The organism is Pseudoduganella namucuonensis (assembly GCF_900116645.1).
GTDB lineage: Bacteria > Pseudomonadota > Gammaproteobacteria > Burkholderiales > Burkholderiaceae_D > Rugamonas > Rugamonas namucuonensis.
In genome coordinates, this window is sequence record NZ_FPBO01000011.1 from 97,912 (window position 1) to 116,057 (window position 18,146).

Sequence of the window (18,146 nt, forward strand, 5' to 3'; positions counted from 1 at the left end):
GTGTCGGCCGTGAAACAATTGGTAATTAAACATCTTTTTTGCAAGTCAGTCCGAGGGAACGTATGAAACCAGTACTTACATTGAGTCGTCTGGCCGCCGCCGCGTGCGCCGTGGTCCTGAGCGCGTGCGGCACCGCGCCGCAAGTGGCCGAGGTGCCGAAACCGACCATCGGCGCGTTGATGTCGCAGGCCAGCCAGGCCGCGTCGTCCGGCCAGAAGGAGCAGGCCGTCGCGCTGTGGAAGCAGACCGCCGCCGCCTTCCCGGCGGAGAAGTCGCCTTGGGTGAACATCGCCCAGACGCGCTACGACGCCGGCCAGTACGGCGAAGCCATCGTCAGCGCGCAGGAGGTGCTGGTGCGCGACCCCAACGACCAGCTGGCCAACAGCATCATCGCCATCAGCGGCCTGCGCCTGTCGACCCGCGCGCTGGCGGACCTGAGCCGCCAGAACAACCTGAGCGGACCGCTGCGCACCGAGTCGCAGGACCTGGCCAAGCTGCTGCGCGAAAGCCTGGGCGAAACCGTGCTGGTGCCGCCGCAGCCGGCGCAGCAGGCCGCGCCGGCGCGCACCGCCGCGCGCGGCGCGAAGAAGCCGGCCGCCAAGCCGCGCGAAGCTTCCAGCGCCGATCCGTTCGGCGCGCTGAAGTGATCCACAAGTAATCCTTACCAGTCGAGAACAGGGGAACCCCATGGCTAAAAATGAAAGTGTCCAGAAGCGCCTGCAGAAGGTCCGTCCGCCGCGCGTTCAGATGAGCTACGACGTCGAGATCGGCGACGCCATCGAGAGCAAGGAACTGCCCTTCGTGATGGGCGTGGTCGGCGATTTCGGCGGCAATTCGGAGGTGGAGCAGAAGCGCCTGAAGGACCGCCGCTTCGTCGGCGTGGACCGCGACAGCTTCGACGAGGTGATGAAGGGCGTCGAGCCGCGCGCCGCCTACCGCGTGGCCAACGAGCTGACCGGCGAGGGCGGCGAGTTCGCCGTCGACCTGAAGTTCCGTTCGATGGAGGACTTCCGCCCCGAGTCCGTGGTGCAGCAGGTGGAGCCGCTGCGCAAGCTGCTCGAGGCGCGCACCAAGCTGGCCGACCTGCGCAACAAGCTGGCCGGCAACGACAAGCTGGAGGACATCCTCAACGATGTGCTGAGCAGCACCGAGAAACTGGCGGAGCTGAGCCGCGCCAACCCGCAAGCGAAGGAGTGAGCATGTCCGCCATTTTGAGTTCCGAGTCGAGCACCGCCGCGCCGGCGCAGGCCGCCGAGTCGGCCCTGCTGGACCAGATCGTCGAGCAGAGCAAGGTCGCCAAGTCCAGCGTGGAGCACGCGCGCGCCAAGGACCTGATCGCCGAACTGGTGAGCCAGGTGATGGAGGGCACGGTGGTCGTGTCCGACAACCTGGCCGCCACCATCGACGCCCGCGTGGCGGAGCTGGACCGGGTGATCTCGGCCCAGCTGTCGGCCGTGATGCACGCGCCCGAGTTCCAGAAGCTGGAAAGCAGCTGGACCGGCCTGCACTACCTGGTGCGCAACAGCGCCACCGGCCAGAACATGAAGATCAAGATGCTCAACGCCACCAAGCGCGAGCTGGTGAAGGACTTCCAGAGCGCGCTCGAGTTCGACCAGAGCACCATGTTCAAGAAGGTCTACGAGGAGGAGTTCGGCACCTTCGGCGGCGCCCCGTTCGGCGCGCTGCTGGGCGACTTCGAGATCACCCGCCAGCCGGAGGACATGTACTTCGTCGAGCAGATGTCGCACGTGGCCGCCGCCGCGCACGCGCCCTTCATCAGCGCCGCCTCGCCCGAGCTGTTCGGGCTGGAGAGCTATAGCGACCTGGGTCGCCCGCGCGACCTGTCCAAGGTGTTCGACACGGTGGAATACGCCAAGTGGAAGTCCTTCCGCGAATCGGAGGACTCGCGCTACGTCGGCCTCACGCTGCCGCGCTTCCTGGGCCGCCTGCCGTTCAACCCGGCCGACGGCGCCGTCACCGAGGGTTTCAACTTCGTCGAGGACGTGGACGGCACCGACCACCACAAATACCTGTGGTGCAACGCGGCCTACGCCTTCGGCGCCAAGCTGACCGCCGCCTTCGAGGACTTCGGGTGGTGCGCCGCCATCCGCGGCGTGGAGGGCGGGGGCCTGGTGGAGGACCTGCCGACCCACACCTTCAAGACCGACGAGGGCGAGGTCGCGCTGAAATGCCCGACCGAGATCGCCATCACCGACCGCCGCGAGAAGGAGCTGAGCGACCTCGGTTTCATCTCGCTGGTGCACTGCAAGAACACGGACTACGCGGCCTTCTTCGGCGCGCAGTCGGCCCAGAAGGCCAGGAAGTACAACACCGAGGCGGCCAACGCCAACGCGGTGCTGTCGGCGCAGCTGCAGTACATCTTCGCCGTGTCGCGCATCGCGCACTACATGAAGGCCATGATGCGGGACAAGATCGGCAGCTTCGCCGCCGCCTCCAACGTGGAGGACTTCCTGAACCGCTGGCTGACGCAGTACGTGCTGCTCGACGACAACGCGACGCAGGAACAGAAGGCCCAGTTCCCGTTGCGCGAGGCGTCGGTGCAGGTGGCGGAGGTGCCGGGACGGCCCGGCGTGTACCGCGCCGTGTCCTTCCTGCGCCCCCACTTCCAGCTCGACGAGCTCTCAGTTTCGCTCCGATTGGTCGCGGAGCTTCCCGCTTCGACCAAGACCTGATCTTCAAGTCGCAATAGTAGTTTTTAACCCACTGAAAGGAATAACATGGCAATCGACGTCTACCTGCAAATCGACGGCATCAAAGGCGAGTCCAGCGACAACGCCCACAAGGACTGGATCGAAGTCAAGTCCGTTGACTTCCAGGTGCTCCAGCCCAAGTCGGCCACCGCGTCCACCGGCGGCGGCCACACCGCCGAGCGCACCGAGCACAAGGACATCGTCGTGTCCAAGCTGGCCGACCTGGCCACGCCCATCCTGCTGCAGACCTGCTCGTCCGGTAAGACCATCCCCAAGGCCAAGCTGGAGTTCCTGCGCGCCGACGGCCAGGGTGAACGCATCAAGTACTTCGAGATCGAACTGGAAAACGTGCTGATCTCCAGCGTGGCGCCCAGCGTGCAGGCCGGCGACATCCTGACCGAGGACGTGGCGCTGAAGTACTCCCGCGTCAAGTGGAAGTACACCCAGCAGAAGGTCGGCGGCGGCTCCGGTGGCAACACCTCGGGCGGCTGGGACCTGTCGGCCAACCGCACCATCTGAGCCATGGCTGAACAGTCGATTCCGCGGCCATGGCGGTGAAAGGCTACACGCCCGGGCTGTTCGACCGGCTGTTCGACGAGCCCGCACACGGCGCCGGTAGCGGCACCGTGGCGCGGCTCTCGGTCGAGGAGATGAAGGACGCGGTCGCGCGCGACCTGGAAGCGCTGCTGAACACCCGTTCGGTCCTGCGCGAGGAACTGCTCAAGCGTTATCCCGAGTGCGGCCGTTCCATCGCCAGCTACGGCCTGAGCGACTTCGCCGGCCTGTCGCTGTCGAGCACCGACGACCGCGCCCACATCTGCCGCGCGCTGGAGCGCGCCATCCTGCGCCACGAGCCGCGCCTGCGCAACGTGCAGGCCTCGCTGGAGGTGCGCGAGGGCGCCATCAACCGGCTCGGTTTCAACATCACCGCGCTGCTGGTGGCCAGCGCCACCCAGGAACCCGTGAACTTCGACGCAGTGCTGCAACCGTCAAGCCTGCATTACACCATCAGCAAGGGGCGCCGACCGGCGCAGCCAGGAGCCTGAGATTGGAACAGCTGTTACCGTATTACGAAAGGGAGCTCGGATTCCTGCGCCGCTATTCGCGCGAATTCGCCGAGCGCTACCCGAAGATCGCCGGCCGCCTGCTGGTGGGCGGCGAGGTCTGCGAAGACCCGCATATTGAACGCATGATCGAGTCCTTCGCGCTGCTCAATTCGCGCATCGCCAAGCGGCTCGACGACGACTACCCCGAATTCACCGAGGCGATGTTCGAGGTGATGTACCCGCACTACCTGCGGCCATTCCCCTCCTGCTCGATCGCCCGCATGGACTACAGCGGCGCCGCCTCCCAGCTCACCACCGCCAGCGAGATCCCGCGCGGCACGCAACTGGGCACGCGCCCCGTGCGCGGCGCCGCCTGCACCTTCCGCACCGCCTATCCGGTCACCGTGGCGCCGCTGGCGCTGACGCAGGCCGCGTTCTCCGCCATCATCGCCGTGCCCGAGGCGCTGCGCGCGCCGGCCGGCGCCACTTCCAGCATCAGCATCACGCTGGCGGCCACCTCCGAGCAGGCCGGCCCGCTGCAGCTGGGCCTGGGCAAGCTGCGCTTCTTCATCGACGGCGAACCGTCGTTCTGCGCCGCGCTGCGCGACGCGCTCTTCATGCGCACCGTGGCCGCCTACGCCGAGGCCGACGGCAACGGCCGCTGGCGGCCCTTGCAGGCCTCGCCGCTGACGCCGGCCGGCTTCGAGGAGGACGAATCGCTGATCGACTTCTCGGCCCGCTCGCACGCGGCCTACCGGCTGCTGACCGAATACTTCTGCTTCCCCGAGAAGTTCAACTTCTTCGACATAGACCTGGCGGCGCTCGGCGCCGCGCTGCCGTCGGGCGCGCGCAGCGTGACGCTGCACCTGGCGCTGTCCGGCCTGCGCACCGACTCGAACACGGCCCGCATCCTGGGCACGCTGTCGACCAACAATGTGCTGCTGGGCTGCACCCCCGTGGTCAACCTGTTCCGCCAGCGCGGCGAGCCGATACGCCTGACCCACACCACCGCCAGCTACCCGGTGCTCGCCGACGCGCGCCGCGCCTTCGCCTACGAGGTGCAGGCCATCGAGTCGGTGCGCCTGGTGCGGCAGACGCCGCAGGGCGAATCCATCACCACCTTCCGCCCCTTCTATTCGCTGAAGCACGGCCAGACGCCCGACAAGAACGGCCACTACTGGGTGGCCCGCCGCAACGAGACCACGGCCGAGAAAAGCCCCGGCTATGAAACCGAGATCTCCATCGTCGATATCGACTTCGATCCGGCCGAGGTGGAGACCGACACCCTGAGCCTGGAGCTGAGCTGCACCAACCGCGACCTGCCGTCCATGCTGTCCTACGGCATGCGCGGCGGCGACCTGTTCATGGAGGGCGGCTCCAGCGTGCGCTCCATCAGCATGCTGCGCAAGCCGACCGCCTCGCAGCGCTTCGAGCGCGGGCGCGGCGCGCACTGGCGCCTGATCTCGCACCTGTCGCTGAACCACCTGTCGCTGGACGAGGACGGGCTGGACGCCTTCCGCGAAATGCTCGCCCTGTACGACCTGCCGCGTTCCCCGGCCACGCAGCGGCAGATCGGCGGCGTGCTCGGCATCGCCCACAAGGCCGCCAACACCTGGCTGCCGGGGAACCCCTTCGCCTGCCTGGTGCGCGGCGTGGAGGTGCGGCTGACCATCGACGAGGAAGCCTTCGTCGGCAGCGGCATCCACGCCTTCGCCCACGTGATCGAGCGCTTCCTGGGCCTGTACGTGCACGCCAACAGCTTCACGCGGCTGGTCGTGGTGTCCCATAAAACCGGAGAGGAACTGCTGCGATGCCAGCCACGAAGCGGCGATTTGAGCCTGCTGTAATCGAGCGCCTGTTCGCCGAGCCTTACCGTTTCGAGTACTTCCAGGCGGTGCGCATGCTCGAACTGTGGCTCAAGCGCCGCGGCGTGCCGCAAGAGGGCGCGATCGCCAACTTCCTGCGCTTCCAGAATTCCACCTCGCTGTCCTTTCCCGCCAGCGAGCTGGAATCGCTGCAGCCGGAACCGCGCGACACGGCGCGCGACGCCCGCGGCCTGGGCGAGGCGCTGCGGGCATCCGAGCTCAAATACGTGCGGCTCACGCCCACCTTCATGGGCTTCCTGGGCAGCAGCGGCACGCTGCCGGCCCACTACACGGAGCGCGTCGCCGCCCACGCGCAATACCAGCGCGACGACGGCCCGCGCGCCTTCCTCGACACCTTTTCCAACCGCGCGCTGGCGCTGTTCTACGAGGCCTGGCGCAAGTACCGGCTGGAGCTGAAGTACCAGGGCACGGGCAAGGACGGCTTCCTGCCGCTGCTGCTGTCGCTGGCGGGACTGGGCAACGCCTCGCTGCGGCGGCGCATGTCCAACCACGGCGACGGCGTGCTGGACGAGTCGCTCGGCTACTTCGCCAGCGCGGTGCGGCAAAAGCCGGCGTCGGCGGCGCAGGTGGCGCGGGTGCTGTCCGAGTACTTCGGCCAGCAGGTGCGCGTCACGCAGTTCGTCGGCTGCTGGTACGACGTGCCGCAATCCCAGCAAAGCACGCTGGGCGGCAACAACGCGGTGCTGGGCGGCGGCGCGCTGGCCGGCGCCCGCGTGTGGCAGCGCGACCTGCGCATGCGGCTGGTGATCGGCCCGCTGGACCGGGCCAGCTTCGAATCCTTCCTGCCGGGCGGGAAGGCGGCGGGCGCGCTGAAGAACATGCTGGCCATGTTCACCGGGCTCACGCTGGAATACGAGGTGCAGCTGGTGCTGCGCGCGGCCGACGTGCGCGGCATCAGCCTCGACGGAAACCGCAGCGGCGGGCGCCTGGGCTGGGACAGCTTCGTGCTGGGCGGCGGCCAGGCGCAAGACCGCGCCGACGTGCGTTACGAAATCCATACATTATAAGAAGGAGCGCTACCCCATGAGCATCAACCTGAAGACGCTGATCGGCAAACTGAACGACACCTGCCGCGTGGCCGCCACCCGCGCCGCCGGCATTTGCGTGTCGCTGGGCCAGTTCGAGGTCGACATCGAACACCTGTTCCTGGCCCTGCTGGAGCAGCCCCAGAGCGACCTGGTGGTCATCGCGCGCCACTGCGGCATCGGCGTCGGCATGCTGGAGGCCGACCTGCAGGCGGAACTGAGCCGCTTCAAGAACGGCAACACGCGCACGCCGGTGTTCTCGGCGCGCCTGCCCAAGCTGCTGGAGAACGCGTGGCTGATCGCGTCGCTGGACATCCAGTCCGGCCGCCAAGTGCACATCCGCAGCGCCCACCTGCTGCAGGCGCTGCTGACCGATTCCGAACTGTCGCAGCTGGCCCAGCGCAGCTCGAAGCTGTTCGCCAGGTTCGAACTGGACCGGATCCGCCACAAGCTGGACGAGATATCGGCCGGATCGCAGGAAGCCGTGCCCGCCGCGGGGGGCGACGCGGAGCCGGGCGACGACCCGGTGGGCGAGGCCGCCGCCGGCGCGCCCGGCAAGACCCCGGCGCTCGACCAGTTCACCACCAACCTCACGCGGCGCGCCGCCGACGGCAAGGTCGATCCCGTGATCGGCCGCGACGACGAGATCCGCCAGACGATCGACATCCTGATGCGCCGCCGCCAGAACAACCCCATCCTCACCGGCGAGGCCGGCGTGGGCAAGACCGCCGTGGTGGAGGGCCTGGCGCTGCGCATCGCGGGCGGCGACGTGCCGGACGTGCTGAAGGGCGTGCAGATCCACACGCTGGACATGGGCCTGCTGCAGGCCGGCGCCAGCGTGAAGGGCGAGTTCGAGAACCGCTTGAAGAACGTCATCGACGAGGTGCGCAAAAGCCCGCACGCCATCATCCTGTTCATCGACGAGGCCCACACCATGATAGGCGCGGGCGGCCAGGCCGGCCAGAACGACGCCGCCAACCTGCTCAAGCCCGCGCTGGCGCGGGGCGAGCTGCGCACCATCGCCGCCACCACCTGGGGCGAATACAAGAAGTACTTCGAGAAGGACGCCGCGCTGGCGCGCCGCTTCCAGGTGGTGAAGGTGGAGGAGCCCAGCGAGGAGCTGGCCTGCGCCATGCTGCGCGGTATGGCGCCGCTGATGGAGAAGCACTTCAACGTGCGCGTGTACGACGAGGCCATCACCGAGGCGGTGCGCCTGTCGCACCGCTACATCATGGGGCGGCAGTTGCCGGACAAGGCCATCAGCGTGCTCGACACGGCCTGCGCCAAGGTGGCGCTGGGGCAGAACGCCACGCCCGCGCTGCTGGAAAACCTGGCGCGCAAGCTGGAACGCCTGGACGCGGAGACGGCGTCGCTGGAGCGCGAGCAAAGCGCGGGCGGCGGCGCGAACCACGGCGAACGCCTGAAACAGCTGGCCGAGGACCGCGCGGCGGCCGCGCAATCGCACGCGGAGCTGTCGGCGCGCTGGGAACAGGAAAAACAACTGACGGAGCAGATCAAGGCGGCCCTCGTGGTGCTGGAGGCGGGCGGCGAGTCCGACCCGAGCCAGGGCAGGGATTTGCGGGCGCTGCTGGACGAGCTGAAGGCGCTGCAGGGAGAAACGCCGATGGTGCCGGTGCAGGTGGACGGCAACGTGGTGGCCGGCATTGTCGCCGGCTGGACCGGCATCCCGCTCGGCAAGATGGTGAAGGACGAGATCAAGACGGTGCTCAAGCTGAAGGACATGCTGGAGGAGCGCGTGCTGGGACAGCCGCACGCGCTGGAGGCGGTGGCGCAGCGCGTGCGCACCTCGCGCGCCAACCTGGACGACCCGAACAAGCCGAAGGGCGTGTTCCTGTTCGTCGGCCCTTCCGGCGTGGGCAAGACCGAGACGGCGCTGGCGCTGGCGGACGCGCTGTACGGCGGAGAGCGCAAACTGGTGACGATCAACATGAGTGAATACCAGGAGGCGCACAGCGTCTCCGGCCTGAAAGGCTCGCCGCCCGGCTATGTGGGCTACGGCGAGGGTGGCGTGCTGACCGAGGCCGTGCGCCGCAACCCCTACAGCGTGGTGCTGCTCGACGAGGTGGAGAAGGCGCACCCGGACGTGCTGGAGCTGTTCTTCCAGGTGTTCGACAAGGGCGTGATGGACGACGCGGAAGGCCGCGAGATCGACTTCCGCAACACCATCATCATCCTCACCTCGAACGTGGCGTCGGCGACGCTGATGCAGGCTTGCCTGAACAAGACGGCCGAGGAACTGCCCGCGCCGGACGCGCTGGAGGAGATGATCCGTCCGCAGCTCAATAAACAGTTCAAGCCCGCCTTCCTCGGGCGCCTGAAGGTGATTCCCTTCTATCCGATACCGGACGACGTGCTGGCCGAGATCATCGAACTGAAACTGGCCCGCATCGGGCAGCGCATCGGTGTCAACCACAAGGCGGAGTTCAGCTGGGACGAGGCCTTGGTGGACGCCGTGCTGGCGCGCTGCACCGAGGTGGATTCCGGCGCGCGCAATGTGGACCACATCCTGAACGGCACGCTGCTGCCGGAGATCGCGGAGTCGGTGCTGGCCAGGATGGCGGAGGGCGCGGCGATCGGCAAGATCAAGGTGGGGGCGAACAAGCAGGGGCAGTTCAAGTACACGATCCGCTGACGCGCGGAGGGCGCGGCCCATGTGTATCGCCGGCGTCGGGGGAATGGTGGCCTGATTACTTCAGGTTGTATTTCCCCCAGAGTTTTTTAAGTATGCCGGCGTTTTCCATGTCTGAAAGGAGCTTGTTGAGCTCGGCGACATCGGGATTGATGCCTTTGCGGACAAGGATGGTGTACGAATTGACTGCGTCAAACTTTTTTGAGACCAGAATCTTCTTGTGCACTTCCGGATGCTTGGAGAGGTAGATTTGCAGGTATTCCTTCACCACCACCGAGATGTCGGCGCGTCCGGTGACCGCCGCCTCGATGAGCCCGTCATGCGAAGTCGTCATGTGGGCGTTGAACGTTTTCTTCAAGAATTCATGGTCGGCGTTGAAATTCGCGAATCCGTAGTGGTAGCCAAGTATCCCCCAAATCGTTTTTCCTTTGAAGTCGTCAAAATATCGCTGGTCTTTGGATTTGTCCGCCCGTGTAATGTAGACGGTGCCGCCGTGCATGATGGCGTCGGTCGCCTCGATCGCTTTGCCTTGCCATCCCCATTCCAGAGCTTCAAAAAATATAAGATCGTACTTTTTTTCGTCAAAATTGATAAAACGACGCTTGGATGATGTGTCCACGAATTGAAAATGGTACTTTTTCTGAAACGTGTTCAGGGCGGCAATCAGATCGAGCGTCAAACTCGTGCTTCCCGCCGTCTTGTCAACGAACGGCGGGAATTCATAGCCGCCGACTTTGACGACTTGCTGCGCATTTGCCGGCATGACGTAAAGCCCAATAAGGAAAACAAGCAGCCAAGTCAAACCCATGCTTATATTCTTCGTCCATCGGCCCGGTCGCGCGCGGAACTGGGGAGGCAAAAATCCAACACTTGGATGGGCGGGCATCGCGATTTTCCGTTCTGGCAAACAAGCTGAAAAAGGGGACTGTGCCCTGGGCTCCGCTTCGATTTTAGACACAGGAGCCACAACATGGAAGCGCTGCGGTTCTGGTGGCGGCCCCGGCCGTTGCTTTCGCATCTTTATGCTACGTGGACGAGTGCTTTCGGCATCCCATATTGCGGGGTCGCGGTTAAGGTATCAGGCAGCGAAACGTCACCTTCACCATCGACCGGGAGTCACTTGATGTCCAATTTGCAGCATGCCAGCGTCGGCGCCAGTCCGCCATCCTTCATCGATTTGCGCGAGTTCGCGGATGATAAGACTCTAGGGGCGCCTTCGCCCGTCGGAGCCGAGTCCGACGACCGTTTTCTTCGCGACCGGCGCTTGCTCGATCTGCCGCCAGGCCCAGTCACGTGCGGCGTCATCGCGCTCGAAGCGGGAAGCGGCACGGTGCAGTCCCTGCCGGCCGACGAATTCGTCATCGTCCACGAAGGCGCGCTGACGATCACGCGCCAGGACGGCACGCTGGTGCTGGGAGCGAACGACAGCGCAGTGCTTCAGCAGGGCGTGGAATTCGGCTGGTCCGCGGAGGGACCGGTTTCGCTGATATTCATGCGCTATGGTGGCGGCACGCCGGGCGAGGGCGGATTGACGCCGATTATCAAGTCGCCAACGCTGGAGCCGTCCGGTCCGCCGCTGGCCGAGCTGCTGGTGGGGCCGACCCCGGCCTGCCGCAATCACACCGACTATCGTTCCCCCGACGGCGTGTTCACCTGCGGGACCTGGGACTCGACGCCCTATCACCGCCGCGCCATGTCGTATCGCCACTATGAATTGATGTATCTGCTGGAAGGCAGCGTCACGTTCGAGGATGAAACCGGCCGCCGTGGCACGTTCTCAAAGGGGGACATCTTCCTCGTCGAGCAACACGCCCAATGCAGCTGGGAGAGCCGCGAGCATGTGGCGAAGGTCTACGCGATCTACCGGCCGCTATAGCCCCGGGCGCCTCAGTCCCGCGGCCGGCCTTTGACGCCCAGCAGTTCCTCGATATGGTCCATCGACGCCTGGTCCTTGACCACGGAACGCAGCCAGCTATGCAAGTCCTGGTCGGCCGCGTCGGCGGCCTTGTCGGCGAAGTAGGACACGGGGCTGTGCGGTTCCGTGCGGCGGAAGAACTGGGCCACCAGCCGTAACTGCGCCACGGCCTGCGTGCGGTTCTGGATCGCGCCCGGGGGCGAGGATGACGCCAGGTGTATGGTCGCGATCTGCCCGATGCTTCCTTCCTCCGCGTGGATGGCCTGGCCGCTATCGTTCATAGCCACTCCTTCGTCGGCCACCTGCACGGCCCCGTTATTGACCGCGCTTGGCGGCAGCACGTGTATCAGCGCTTGTAACGCCTCCCGCGCGGCGGAGAAGCCCGGGCTGTCGTCGCCCAGGCGAGCATCGGCGGCCTTCTCGAAGGCCTGCAAGGCCTCCATGCACGCCGCGGCGTCCGTCGCCAGCGCTTCGCGGAACTGCGGGGACGAGTTGCGGCGCGCGGCTTCCAGGTCCGCCAGTTTCAGGCCGCCCGGCGGTGGGCCGCCATTCGCGGCCTGCTTGCGCGCGGTCTCGAAATCGACCATGGAATAGGCGCTGCCGCGGCCCTCGGTCAGCGGGATGGCGCGCAGCAGCGCGGGCGTGCGCGCCAGTATCCAGCTCAGGTTGCCGACGCGCTGCTCGTTGTCGCCGTCGGACTCCGGAAACAGGCCGTTGTACCAGTAGTCCTCGCACAGGCCCGCCAGCACGCGGAAGCCCTCGGCCAAGCCGCGCAGGTGGTGCTGCCTGGCCGCGGCTTCGGCCAGCCATACGGCCAGCCGCAGGTCCTTGCTGCGCGTCTCCAGCAGGGCCGCGCAGCGCTGCACCACGAAGCCCCAGTCGGCCTCCTTCAGTTCCGTCACCCACTCGCCCTGGTCGAGCGACGGGTCGTCGAACTGGCGGGCCTGCGCGATGGCGTCCAGCTCCGGGGAAAAGGCCAGGTCGCTGCCGCCGGGGTGGGTGGCGCTGACGGGTTGTAAGATCTGTTCTGCTGAAAACATGGTGTCCTCTCTGATGCCGGCGCCTATTGCTGCGCCATGCGGAATTCGATGCGGCGGTTGCGCGCGCGGCCCTCGGCGGTGTCGTTGCCGGCCACCGGCCGGTCCGGTCCCTGGCCGGACGCGGTCAGCAGCTCGCCGTTGATGCCGCGGCTGGCCAGGTAGGCCTTGACCGCCTCGGCGCGCGCCTGGCTCAGGCCCTGGTTGGTGGCGCGCAGGCCCAGGCTGTCGGTGTGGCCGATGATGTCGACCTTGCGGCCCTTGAGCTTGACCAGCGCGGCCGCCATCTCGTCGAGGATGGCGCGGCCGGCCGGCGTGAGGCTGGCCTTGCCGCTTTCGAATTCTACGATGCGGTTGGCCAGCGTGCTGTCCAGGATGCCCTGGTCGCTGGCGGACACGCGCAGGGCGTTGTTCACCGTGTAGGTGGGGTTCAGGCTGGTGGCCGCGTTGCTGGCCAGCTTCTGGCGCTGCGCCTCGTTGGCGACCTCGCCGCGCAGCGTGACGGTGCTGCCGTCTATCTTCAGCTGGCCGCGGCTGATCTGCTTGAGCTCCGGCGTGATCAGCTTTTGCACGTAGGTGTTCCAGTTGGCGGGCGTGACGACCTGGCCGACCGAGATCTGGTCCACCACCTTGTCGGCGCCGTAGACTTCGCGCAGCTTGGCCAGCACGCTGGCCTTGCTGGCCTCGTCGGCGACGGTGCCGGCGGCCAGCACCTGGCCGGGTTGCGGGGCGGGGGCCTGGGCCAGCGCTGTTCCGGCGACGGACAAGGCCAGCGAGAGCGAGATTAGCTGCGGGAGGAGGGCGGTGTGGCGCATGTTCAGCTTCCGATATAGGCCGCGTGCAGCGAGTCGAGCGCGGACTTGAGTGACAGGTTGGGTTGCGACAGGTAGGTCGAGGCCTTCTTGCTGGCGTAGTCGGCGTGCACCTGGTCCTCCACCCAGTCCAGCTGGTCGAAGGCGATGTGGTGGTCCACGCCGACCTGCGGGTCCATGATGGCTTGCAGCGTGTGCGCCGAGGCGCCGCTGAAGCCCAGCACCAGCACCGGACGGTTGGCCACGCGTGTGAGGAACAGCGCCAGTTCGAAGTCGGCGCGCGCCAGGAACGGCGTGATCAGGTGCATCCAGTAGGCCGCCACCAGGTTGCGGTACATGGGGTCGTTGGGCAGCGGCAGCAGCAGGCTCTTTTCGAGGCGGCTGGAGCTGCTGGCCAGCACCGGCTGCAGCAGCATGCCCAGCGCGAGCAACATCTGCCGCACGGAACCGGCGAAGCCGGCCTGGGACAGCATGGCGTCCAGCGCGCCCACGGTCTGCAGCTCCATGAAGTCGTTGAAGGCGGCGTCGTAGGCGGCCGGGCGCAGGTCCAGGTCCACCACGTGGCTGGCGGCGGCGTGCAGCGCGGACGTCGGTTCGGACGCCTGCAACACGCCGGCCGTCAGGCTTTCCAGCCGGGTCCACAGGCGGCTCAGCACCAGCGGCGCGTTCGGCACGAAGCCGGCCGGCTCGGGCGCCTCCATGCTGCTCATCATGAGGAAGGGGAAGCGGCGGCTGGACTGGTCGCTGCTGGCCACGATATGTCCGCCGATCGCATGGCGGCGGCGTGGCCCGACGAAGGCGAAGTGCAGCGGCGCCAGGGCGTCGTAGGTGAGCTTCCAGCGCGCGTCGGCGCTGAGCAGGTCCATGGCCTGCGCCAGCCAGTTGTCCAGCACCTTGATCAGCGCGGGGTTGTCGCTGCCCTTGACGAAGTCGCCGCGGCTGGGGATCTTGCCGAAATAGCCGACGGCGGTCGGCGTCACGTTGCCCTTCATTGCCGCACCTCCGCGATGGTGGCGCGGCCACCGGCCATGGTGGAGGTGGACGGCGCCACCGGCGCGGCCGGGGGCGGCACGGAGGGGCGGCCGGGAATGCCGGATGGAGACGTTCCGGGAGCGGGCGCCGGCTGTCGCGGCGCCGAGCCCGGCGGGGTTCCGGCGGGCGGCGCGCCCGGTGCGCCGGATGGCGCTCCCGGTGGCGCGCCGGGCGCACCGGCTGGACCGCCGGCCGGAGCACCGGGTGACCCGGCCGCAGGCGTTCCGCCGGCCGTTCCGGTCGCCGCGCCACCCGTCGCCGCGGCGGGCAATGCCGACGGCAGGACCACGGTGTCCGGCAGGCGCAGGCGCTTGAAGCCGGACGCCTGCTGCGGCACGGGGGCGGGAGGCGGCGCCGGCGTCGGGTTGATCTTCAGGTTGGCGGTGACGGCGACACCGGCGTTGTTCCAGGTCAGCTCGAACACGCCGCCGTCTTTTTTCTTGCGGGTGGATGCGTCTATCATTTTCTTCAGGCCGAAGTGGCCGGTTTCGTTCAACAGCACCACCTGGCGGCCTTCCGGCGTGATGGCGGTGATGCGGGCGCCGGGCACGCCCTGGGGATTCGGCCACACCATGTTCACCCATGGTTGCGGCTGGCCGCGCCAGCGCAGCGCCTGGCCGTCGATCTCGATGGTGAACTCGGTGGCGCCGGCCGAGCCCAGCGCCTGCAGCTCGAAGCGGGTCTGCGCCTCGCCGGCGGTGGACGCGACCGCGTTGGCCACGCCGGCCGCGTTCAGCGGCGCCACCCAGGCCGGGAAGCTGGCCGCGACGGTGGGCGCCAAGTTGATGCCCATGTTGGCCCAGGTCCTGCCGCTCAGCGTGTCGCCGCGCCGTACCACCAGCGGGCCGACGGTGGTGTTGAAGAACTTGGCGATGGCGCCCTCCGGTCCGAAGATCTCGCCGATTTCGGCGTTGCTCGCCTCGGCCTTGGACTCGGTGGCGAACGGATACTTCAGCGCCAGGTTCTGGCGGAACGGCGCGATCACCTGCGCCGCCCAAACCTTGTTGATCTCTTCCTCGGTGGGACGGACGATGACGGCGAAGGTCTGCATCAGCGGACGCACGAGGATGGGGCGCAGCGCCTCCTTCTGGGTGTCGGTCATCCCGGTCAGCATCTGCTCGTCCACGTAGCGCAGCGCTTCGGCGAGTTCGGAGCCGCTGCCGTCCAGCGTTTGCTGCATCAGCTGCTTGGCGCCGGGGCCGGTGTCGCCCTGGTTCTTGATCTGGTTGATGCGGCCGCGCAGCTTGGCCAGCTGCTCCATGTAGCCGCGCATCAGCGAGGCGTCCTTGTCCTTGGCCACCACCAGGCGCGCCACGCCGGCGAATTCACGGCCCACGGGGCCGAGCGGCAGGGCGGCGTTCTGCGCCGACGTGTTGGAGATGTTCACATTGATCTGCGACGGCGCCTGGCGCAGGATGGTTTCGCGGAACCAGCCGGCCACGCCGCGCTGCGCGCGCTGCATGCCCGCGTCCAGCAGCGACGGGTTGTCCCACGAGGTCTGCTGGTAGACGGTGGAGACCAGCTTGTTCAGCGGCGACACCTGCGGGTCGCCCAGGCGGTTCATGGCCGCCGCCGCGTGGTCGAAGCCGCCCAGGTCGCGGATGGTCACGCCCTGGACGAACTTCTGCCATTCCCTGGCGTAGTCGTTCTTGTACAGCTCCACCAGCGATTTCTGGATCTGTTCCGGGCTGCCCTCCAGGGTCAGGTCGTCCTTCGACGCCGTCTTCAGCACCCAGTCCGCGCTTTGCAGCTCGCCGTTGGCGGCCTCCTTGAACGCGTCCTGCACGAAGCCTTCCCAGGCCTCGCGGGTGAAGCCGCCGGGGATGGCGTAGCTGCCCAGCAGCAGTTCCTTGTCCTGGTCGCCCACGATGCGGGCCACGGTCATCGACGGATAGCGGGTGGCGGCGCGGGCCTTCACGTCGGCGTACACGCGCTCGCGGGCGGGCAGGCCGCGCACCACGCGGCGCAGCTTGTCGCGGCTCTGGTCCACCAGGGCCAGCTTGGTGTCGATGGTGGGCCAGGAGGTGTCGTTCACCTGCGCCAGGTAGAAGGAGATCATGCGCTCGGCGCTGCGTATCATCTGCTCGCGCGGCATGGCGCCGCGGTTCGAGTCCAGCCATGAGCGCCAGAAGCGGGTCAACTGGTCGTTCAGGTGGCCGGCCTCGGCGCGCGACTTATCGCCCAGCATCAGATAGGTTTTCAGCGCGTTGTAGGCGTCTTCCGCGTTGGCGGGCGAGGCGTCCTTGAATTGCAGGGACGCGTTGGAGAGCACCGCCGGGCTTGCGCCCGCGCCCGTGGTGGCGACGGCGGCGACCGGGCGCGCGGCGGGTTGCAACGCCTCCGTTCCCGCGTTCAGATCCGTCAGGAAGGCTTCCAGCGACTGGCCCACTGGCTTCAGCATCACCTCGCGTACGCCGTTGAAGTATTCCTCGCGCAGCTTGCGATCCAGCGTCTGGCCCTGGTACAGGCCCAGGCTGAGCGACAGCGGACGGCTCTTCTTGTAACCCTCCAGCTGCTCGATGCGGTCCTGCAGCACCTCCAGCGCCTGGAAACGCGATTGCAGGTCGAAGCGCTTGTCCTGCAGGCGCACGGCCTGCTGCAGGTCCGCCTCCACGTTCGCCACCAGCTGGCGGTTGTTCATATAGGACCAGCTCCAGCCGCCCAGGGCCAGGCCCACCACCGCCATGGCGGCGAAGAAGGCCGCGTAGCGCATGCGGGTGCGGGCAGGGCTGGCGTATTGCGCCACCAGGTTCTTGTCCGCGAAGATCACCTGGCGGAACAGGTTGAGCAGGAAGTAGCCTTTCTGCTGGTGCGCCGCGTCGTGGTGCGGCGGCTGCAGTTTCAGGTCGAAACGCTGCGCCACGCGCTGCGACGAGGCGGACACCGCCTCGCCCTCCTGCAGCGCGCTGGTGAAGTAGAAGCCGCGGAACACGGGCTTGAACTGGAAGGGGTTTTCCTCGAACAGCGTGGCGATGAAGGTGCGCAGCGGACCCTTGATGGACGCGAACTCCAGCGGGAAGGTGAACACGCCCGGCGGCATGCGTTCGCGCCACTGCAGCGCCATGCTGGCGCGGCTCATGTCCTTCAGGCCGTCGTGCAGCTCGTCGAAGCGGGTGTCGAACTGGTCCAGCACCTGCGAGCTGGTGGTCTGCTGGCTGTAGGGCAGGGTGGCGCCCCACACGCGGTCGCGCTCACCGAGCTCGCTGTCCTGGAAGAATTCGTTGAAGCCGTTGATCAGATCCGCCTTGGTGAACACGATGTAGACGGGCGCGTGCACGGCCAGGCGTTCGGTCACTTCCTGCACGCGCTGGCGCAGGTTCTTGGCCAGGTTGATGGCGAACTCGGGACGGTTGCCCGCCAGTTCGGCCACGCTGACGGCGATGATGACGCCGTTGATGGGCGCCTTCTTGCGGTACTTCTTCAGCAGGTCCAGGAAGCCGAACCACTCGGCGCGGTCCTCGTCGGCCACCGAATAGCGGCCGGCGGTGTCGAGCAGGATGCCGTCGGTGGTGAAGAACCAGTCGCAATTGCGGGTGCCGCCCACGCCCTGCACGATCTTGCTGTCGGCGAAGGGGAACTGCAGGCCGGAGCTGGCGATGGCGGTGCTTTTGCCGGCCGCAGGATTGCCGATCACCATATACCAGGGCAGTTCATACAGCGCGTCGTTGCCGGAGAACTGGCCCAGCTTGGACTGCTTGATGGTGGCGATGGCGTCCAGCATGCGCTTGCGCAGCGCGTCCGTCTCCTGGCGCTGCAGCGCGTCCGCCTTGGGCGGGGCCTGGTGCGCCTGCTGTTCCAGCATGTCGCCCAGCTGCCTGGAGGAGCGCTGGTGGCGCTGCCGGCGCCACAGCCAGACGGCCGCGCCGATGGCCAGGGCCACGGCGTAGACGGTCCAGGCCAGCGAGGAGGGCAGCCGCAGCAGGGCGGCGCCGATCCACAGGAAGGCGCCGAGGGCGATCCATCCGAGCAGCAGCAGGGCGGTGCGCGAGGTGAGGGAATGCCGGAGCTTGTCGATAGTCATAGTGGTCATGG

14 protein-coding genes are annotated in these 18,146 nt (G+C 67.2%); 9 read left to right on the plus strand and 5 right to left on the minus strand.

Annotated features, from left to right (window positions below):
• Positions 1 to 62 precede the first annotated feature (62 nt).
• Genes BM436_RS13845 through tssH form a run of 8 tightly spaced genes read left to right on the plus strand, consistent with a single transcriptional unit; the run spans position 63 to position 9,321 of the window.
• Positions 63 to 647 carry a tetratricopeptide repeat protein gene (locus BM436_RS13845; protein ID WP_229490263.1) on the plus strand — a complete coding sequence of 195 codons (585 nt, stop codon included), beginning with the start codon at positions 63 to 65 and terminating at the stop codon, positions 645 to 647.
• A 40-nt stretch (positions 648 to 687) separates the two neighbouring features.
• Positions 688 to 1,197: a type VI secretion system contractile sheath small subunit gene (tssB, locus tag BM436_RS13850; protein ID WP_093556117.1), complete on the plus strand. Its 510-nt coding sequence runs from the start codon at positions 688 to 690 to the stop codon at positions 1,195 to 1,197.
• A gap of 2 nt (positions 1,198 to 1,199) precedes the next feature.
• Entirely contained in the window at positions 1,200 to 2,693 is a 1,494-nt protein-coding gene (gene tssC / locus BM436_RS13855; RefSeq protein ID WP_093556118.1) for a type VI secretion system contractile sheath large subunit, read from the plus strand.
• Positions 2,694 to 2,738: 45 nt separating this feature from the next.
• Positions 2,739 to 3,230, plus strand: a complete 492-nt coding sequence (locus BM436_RS13860; RefSeq protein ID WP_093556119.1) for an Hcp family type VI secretion system effector — start codon at positions 2,739 to 2,741, stop codon at positions 3,228 to 3,230.
• 35 nt (positions 3,231 to 3,265) lie between these two features.
• Positions 3,266 to 3,757, plus strand: a complete 492-nt coding sequence (gene tssE / locus BM436_RS13865) for a type VI secretion system baseplate subunit TssE (protein WP_093556195.1) — start codon at positions 3,266 to 3,268, stop codon at positions 3,755 to 3,757.
• Positions 3,758 to 3,759: 2 nt separating this feature from the next.
• Positions 3,760 to 5,604: a type VI secretion system baseplate subunit TssF gene (gene tssF / locus BM436_RS13870; protein ID WP_093556120.1), complete on the plus strand. Its 1,845-nt coding sequence runs from the start codon at positions 3,760 to 3,762 to the stop codon at positions 5,602 to 5,604.
• Positions 5,568 to 6,650 (plus strand): type VI secretion system baseplate subunit TssG, encoded by a 1,083-nt coding sequence (gene tssG / locus BM436_RS13875; RefSeq protein ID WP_093556121.1) that lies wholly within the window; start codon positions 5,568 to 5,570, stop codon positions 6,648 to 6,650. Before tssF ends, tssG begins: the two co-directional genes overlap by 37 nt.
• A gap of 16 nt (positions 6,651 to 6,666) precedes the next feature.
• Entirely contained in the window at positions 6,667 to 9,321 is a 2,655-nt protein-coding gene (gene tssH / locus BM436_RS13880) for a type VI secretion system ATPase TssH (RefSeq protein WP_093556122.1), read from the plus strand.
• A gap of 55 nt (positions 9,322 to 9,376) precedes the next feature.
• Here tssH and BM436_RS13885 read toward each other — a convergent pair whose 3' ends face one another.
• Positions 9,377 to 10,336: a substrate-binding periplasmic protein gene (locus BM436_RS13885; protein WP_093556123.1), complete on the minus strand. Its 960-nt coding sequence runs from the start codon at positions 10,334 to 10,336 to the stop codon at positions 9,377 to 9,379.
• Between the two features lie 105 nt (positions 10,337 to 10,441).
• On the opposite strand from BM436_RS13885, the gene BM436_RS13890 reads away from it, so the two are divergent.
• Positions 10,442 to 11,194 (plus strand): cupin domain-containing protein, encoded by a 753-nt coding sequence (locus BM436_RS13890; RefSeq protein WP_093556124.1) that lies wholly within the window; start codon positions 10,442 to 10,444, stop codon positions 11,192 to 11,194.
• Between the two features lie 11 nt (positions 11,195 to 11,205).
• Here BM436_RS13890 and tssA read toward each other — a convergent pair whose 3' ends face one another.
• From tssA to tssM, 4 genes are read right to left on the minus strand one after another with little or no spacing between them, the layout of a single operon-like run.
• Positions 11,206 to 12,273: a type VI secretion system protein TssA gene (tssA, locus tag BM436_RS13895; protein WP_093556125.1), complete on the minus strand. Its 1,068-nt coding sequence runs from the start codon at positions 12,271 to 12,273 to the stop codon at positions 11,206 to 11,208.
• A 23-nt stretch (positions 12,274 to 12,296) separates the two neighbouring features.
• Positions 12,297 to 13,085: an OmpA family protein gene (locus BM436_RS13900; protein WP_093556126.1), complete on the minus strand. Its 789-nt coding sequence runs from the start codon at positions 13,083 to 13,085 to the stop codon at positions 12,297 to 12,299.
• 2 nt (positions 13,086 to 13,087) lie between these two features.
• Positions 13,088 to 14,074: a type VI secretion system-associated protein TagF gene (tagF, locus tag BM436_RS13905; protein ID WP_093556127.1), complete on the minus strand. Its 987-nt coding sequence runs from the start codon at positions 14,072 to 14,074 to the stop codon at positions 13,088 to 13,090.
• On the minus strand, positions 14,071 to 18,144 hold the full coding sequence (tssM, locus tag BM436_RS13910; RefSeq protein ID WP_229490266.1) for a type VI secretion system membrane subunit TssM: 4,074 nt from the start codon (positions 18,142 to 18,144) through the stop codon (positions 14,071 to 14,073). The genes tagF and tssM overlap by 4 nt, the downstream gene beginning before the upstream one ends.
• Positions 18,145 to 18,146: the final 2 nt, after the last annotated feature.

Coding starts and splice junctions, on each gene's coding strand:
- BM436_RS13845 (WP_229490263.1), top strand. CDS start 63: ATGAAACCAGTACTTACATTGAGTCGTCTGGCCGCCGCCGCGTGCGCC.
- tssB (WP_093556117.1), top strand. CDS start 688: ATGGCTAAAAATGAAAGTGTCCAGAAGCGCCTGCAGAAGGTCCGTCCG.
- tssC (WP_093556118.1), top strand. CDS start 1,200: ATGTCCGCCATTTTGAGTTCCGAGTCGAGCACCGCCGCGCCGGCGCAG.
- BM436_RS13860 (WP_093556119.1), top strand. CDS start 2,739: ATGGCAATCGACGTCTACCTGCAAATCGACGGCATCAAAGGCGAGTCC.
- tssG (WP_093556121.1), top strand. CDS start 5,568: ATGCCAGCCACGAAGCGGCGATTTGAGCCTGCTGTAATCGAGCGCCTG.
- tssH (WP_093556122.1), top strand. CDS start 6,667: ATGAGCATCAACCTGAAGACGCTGATCGGCAAACTGAACGACACCTGC.
- BM436_RS13885 (WP_093556123.1), bottom strand. CDS start 10,336: ATGCGAAAGCAACGGCCGGGGCCGCCACCAGAACCGCAGCGCTTCCAT.
- BM436_RS13890 (WP_093556124.1), top strand. CDS start 10,442: ATGTCCAATTTGCAGCATGCCAGCGTCGGCGCCAGTCCGCCATCCTTC.
- tssA (WP_093556125.1), bottom strand. CDS start 12,273: ATGTTTTCAGCAGAACAGATCTTACAACCCGTCAGCGCCACCCACCCC.
- BM436_RS13900 (WP_093556126.1), bottom strand. CDS start 13,085: ATGCGCCACACCGCCCTCCTCCCGCAGCTAATCTCGCTCTCGCTGGCC.
- tagF (WP_093556127.1), bottom strand. CDS start 14,074: ATGAAGGGCAACGTGACGCCGACCGCCGTCGGCTATTTCGGCAAGATC.
- tssM (WP_229490266.1), bottom strand. CDS start 18,144: ATGACCACTATGACTATCGACAAGCTCCGGCATTCCCTCACCTCGCGC.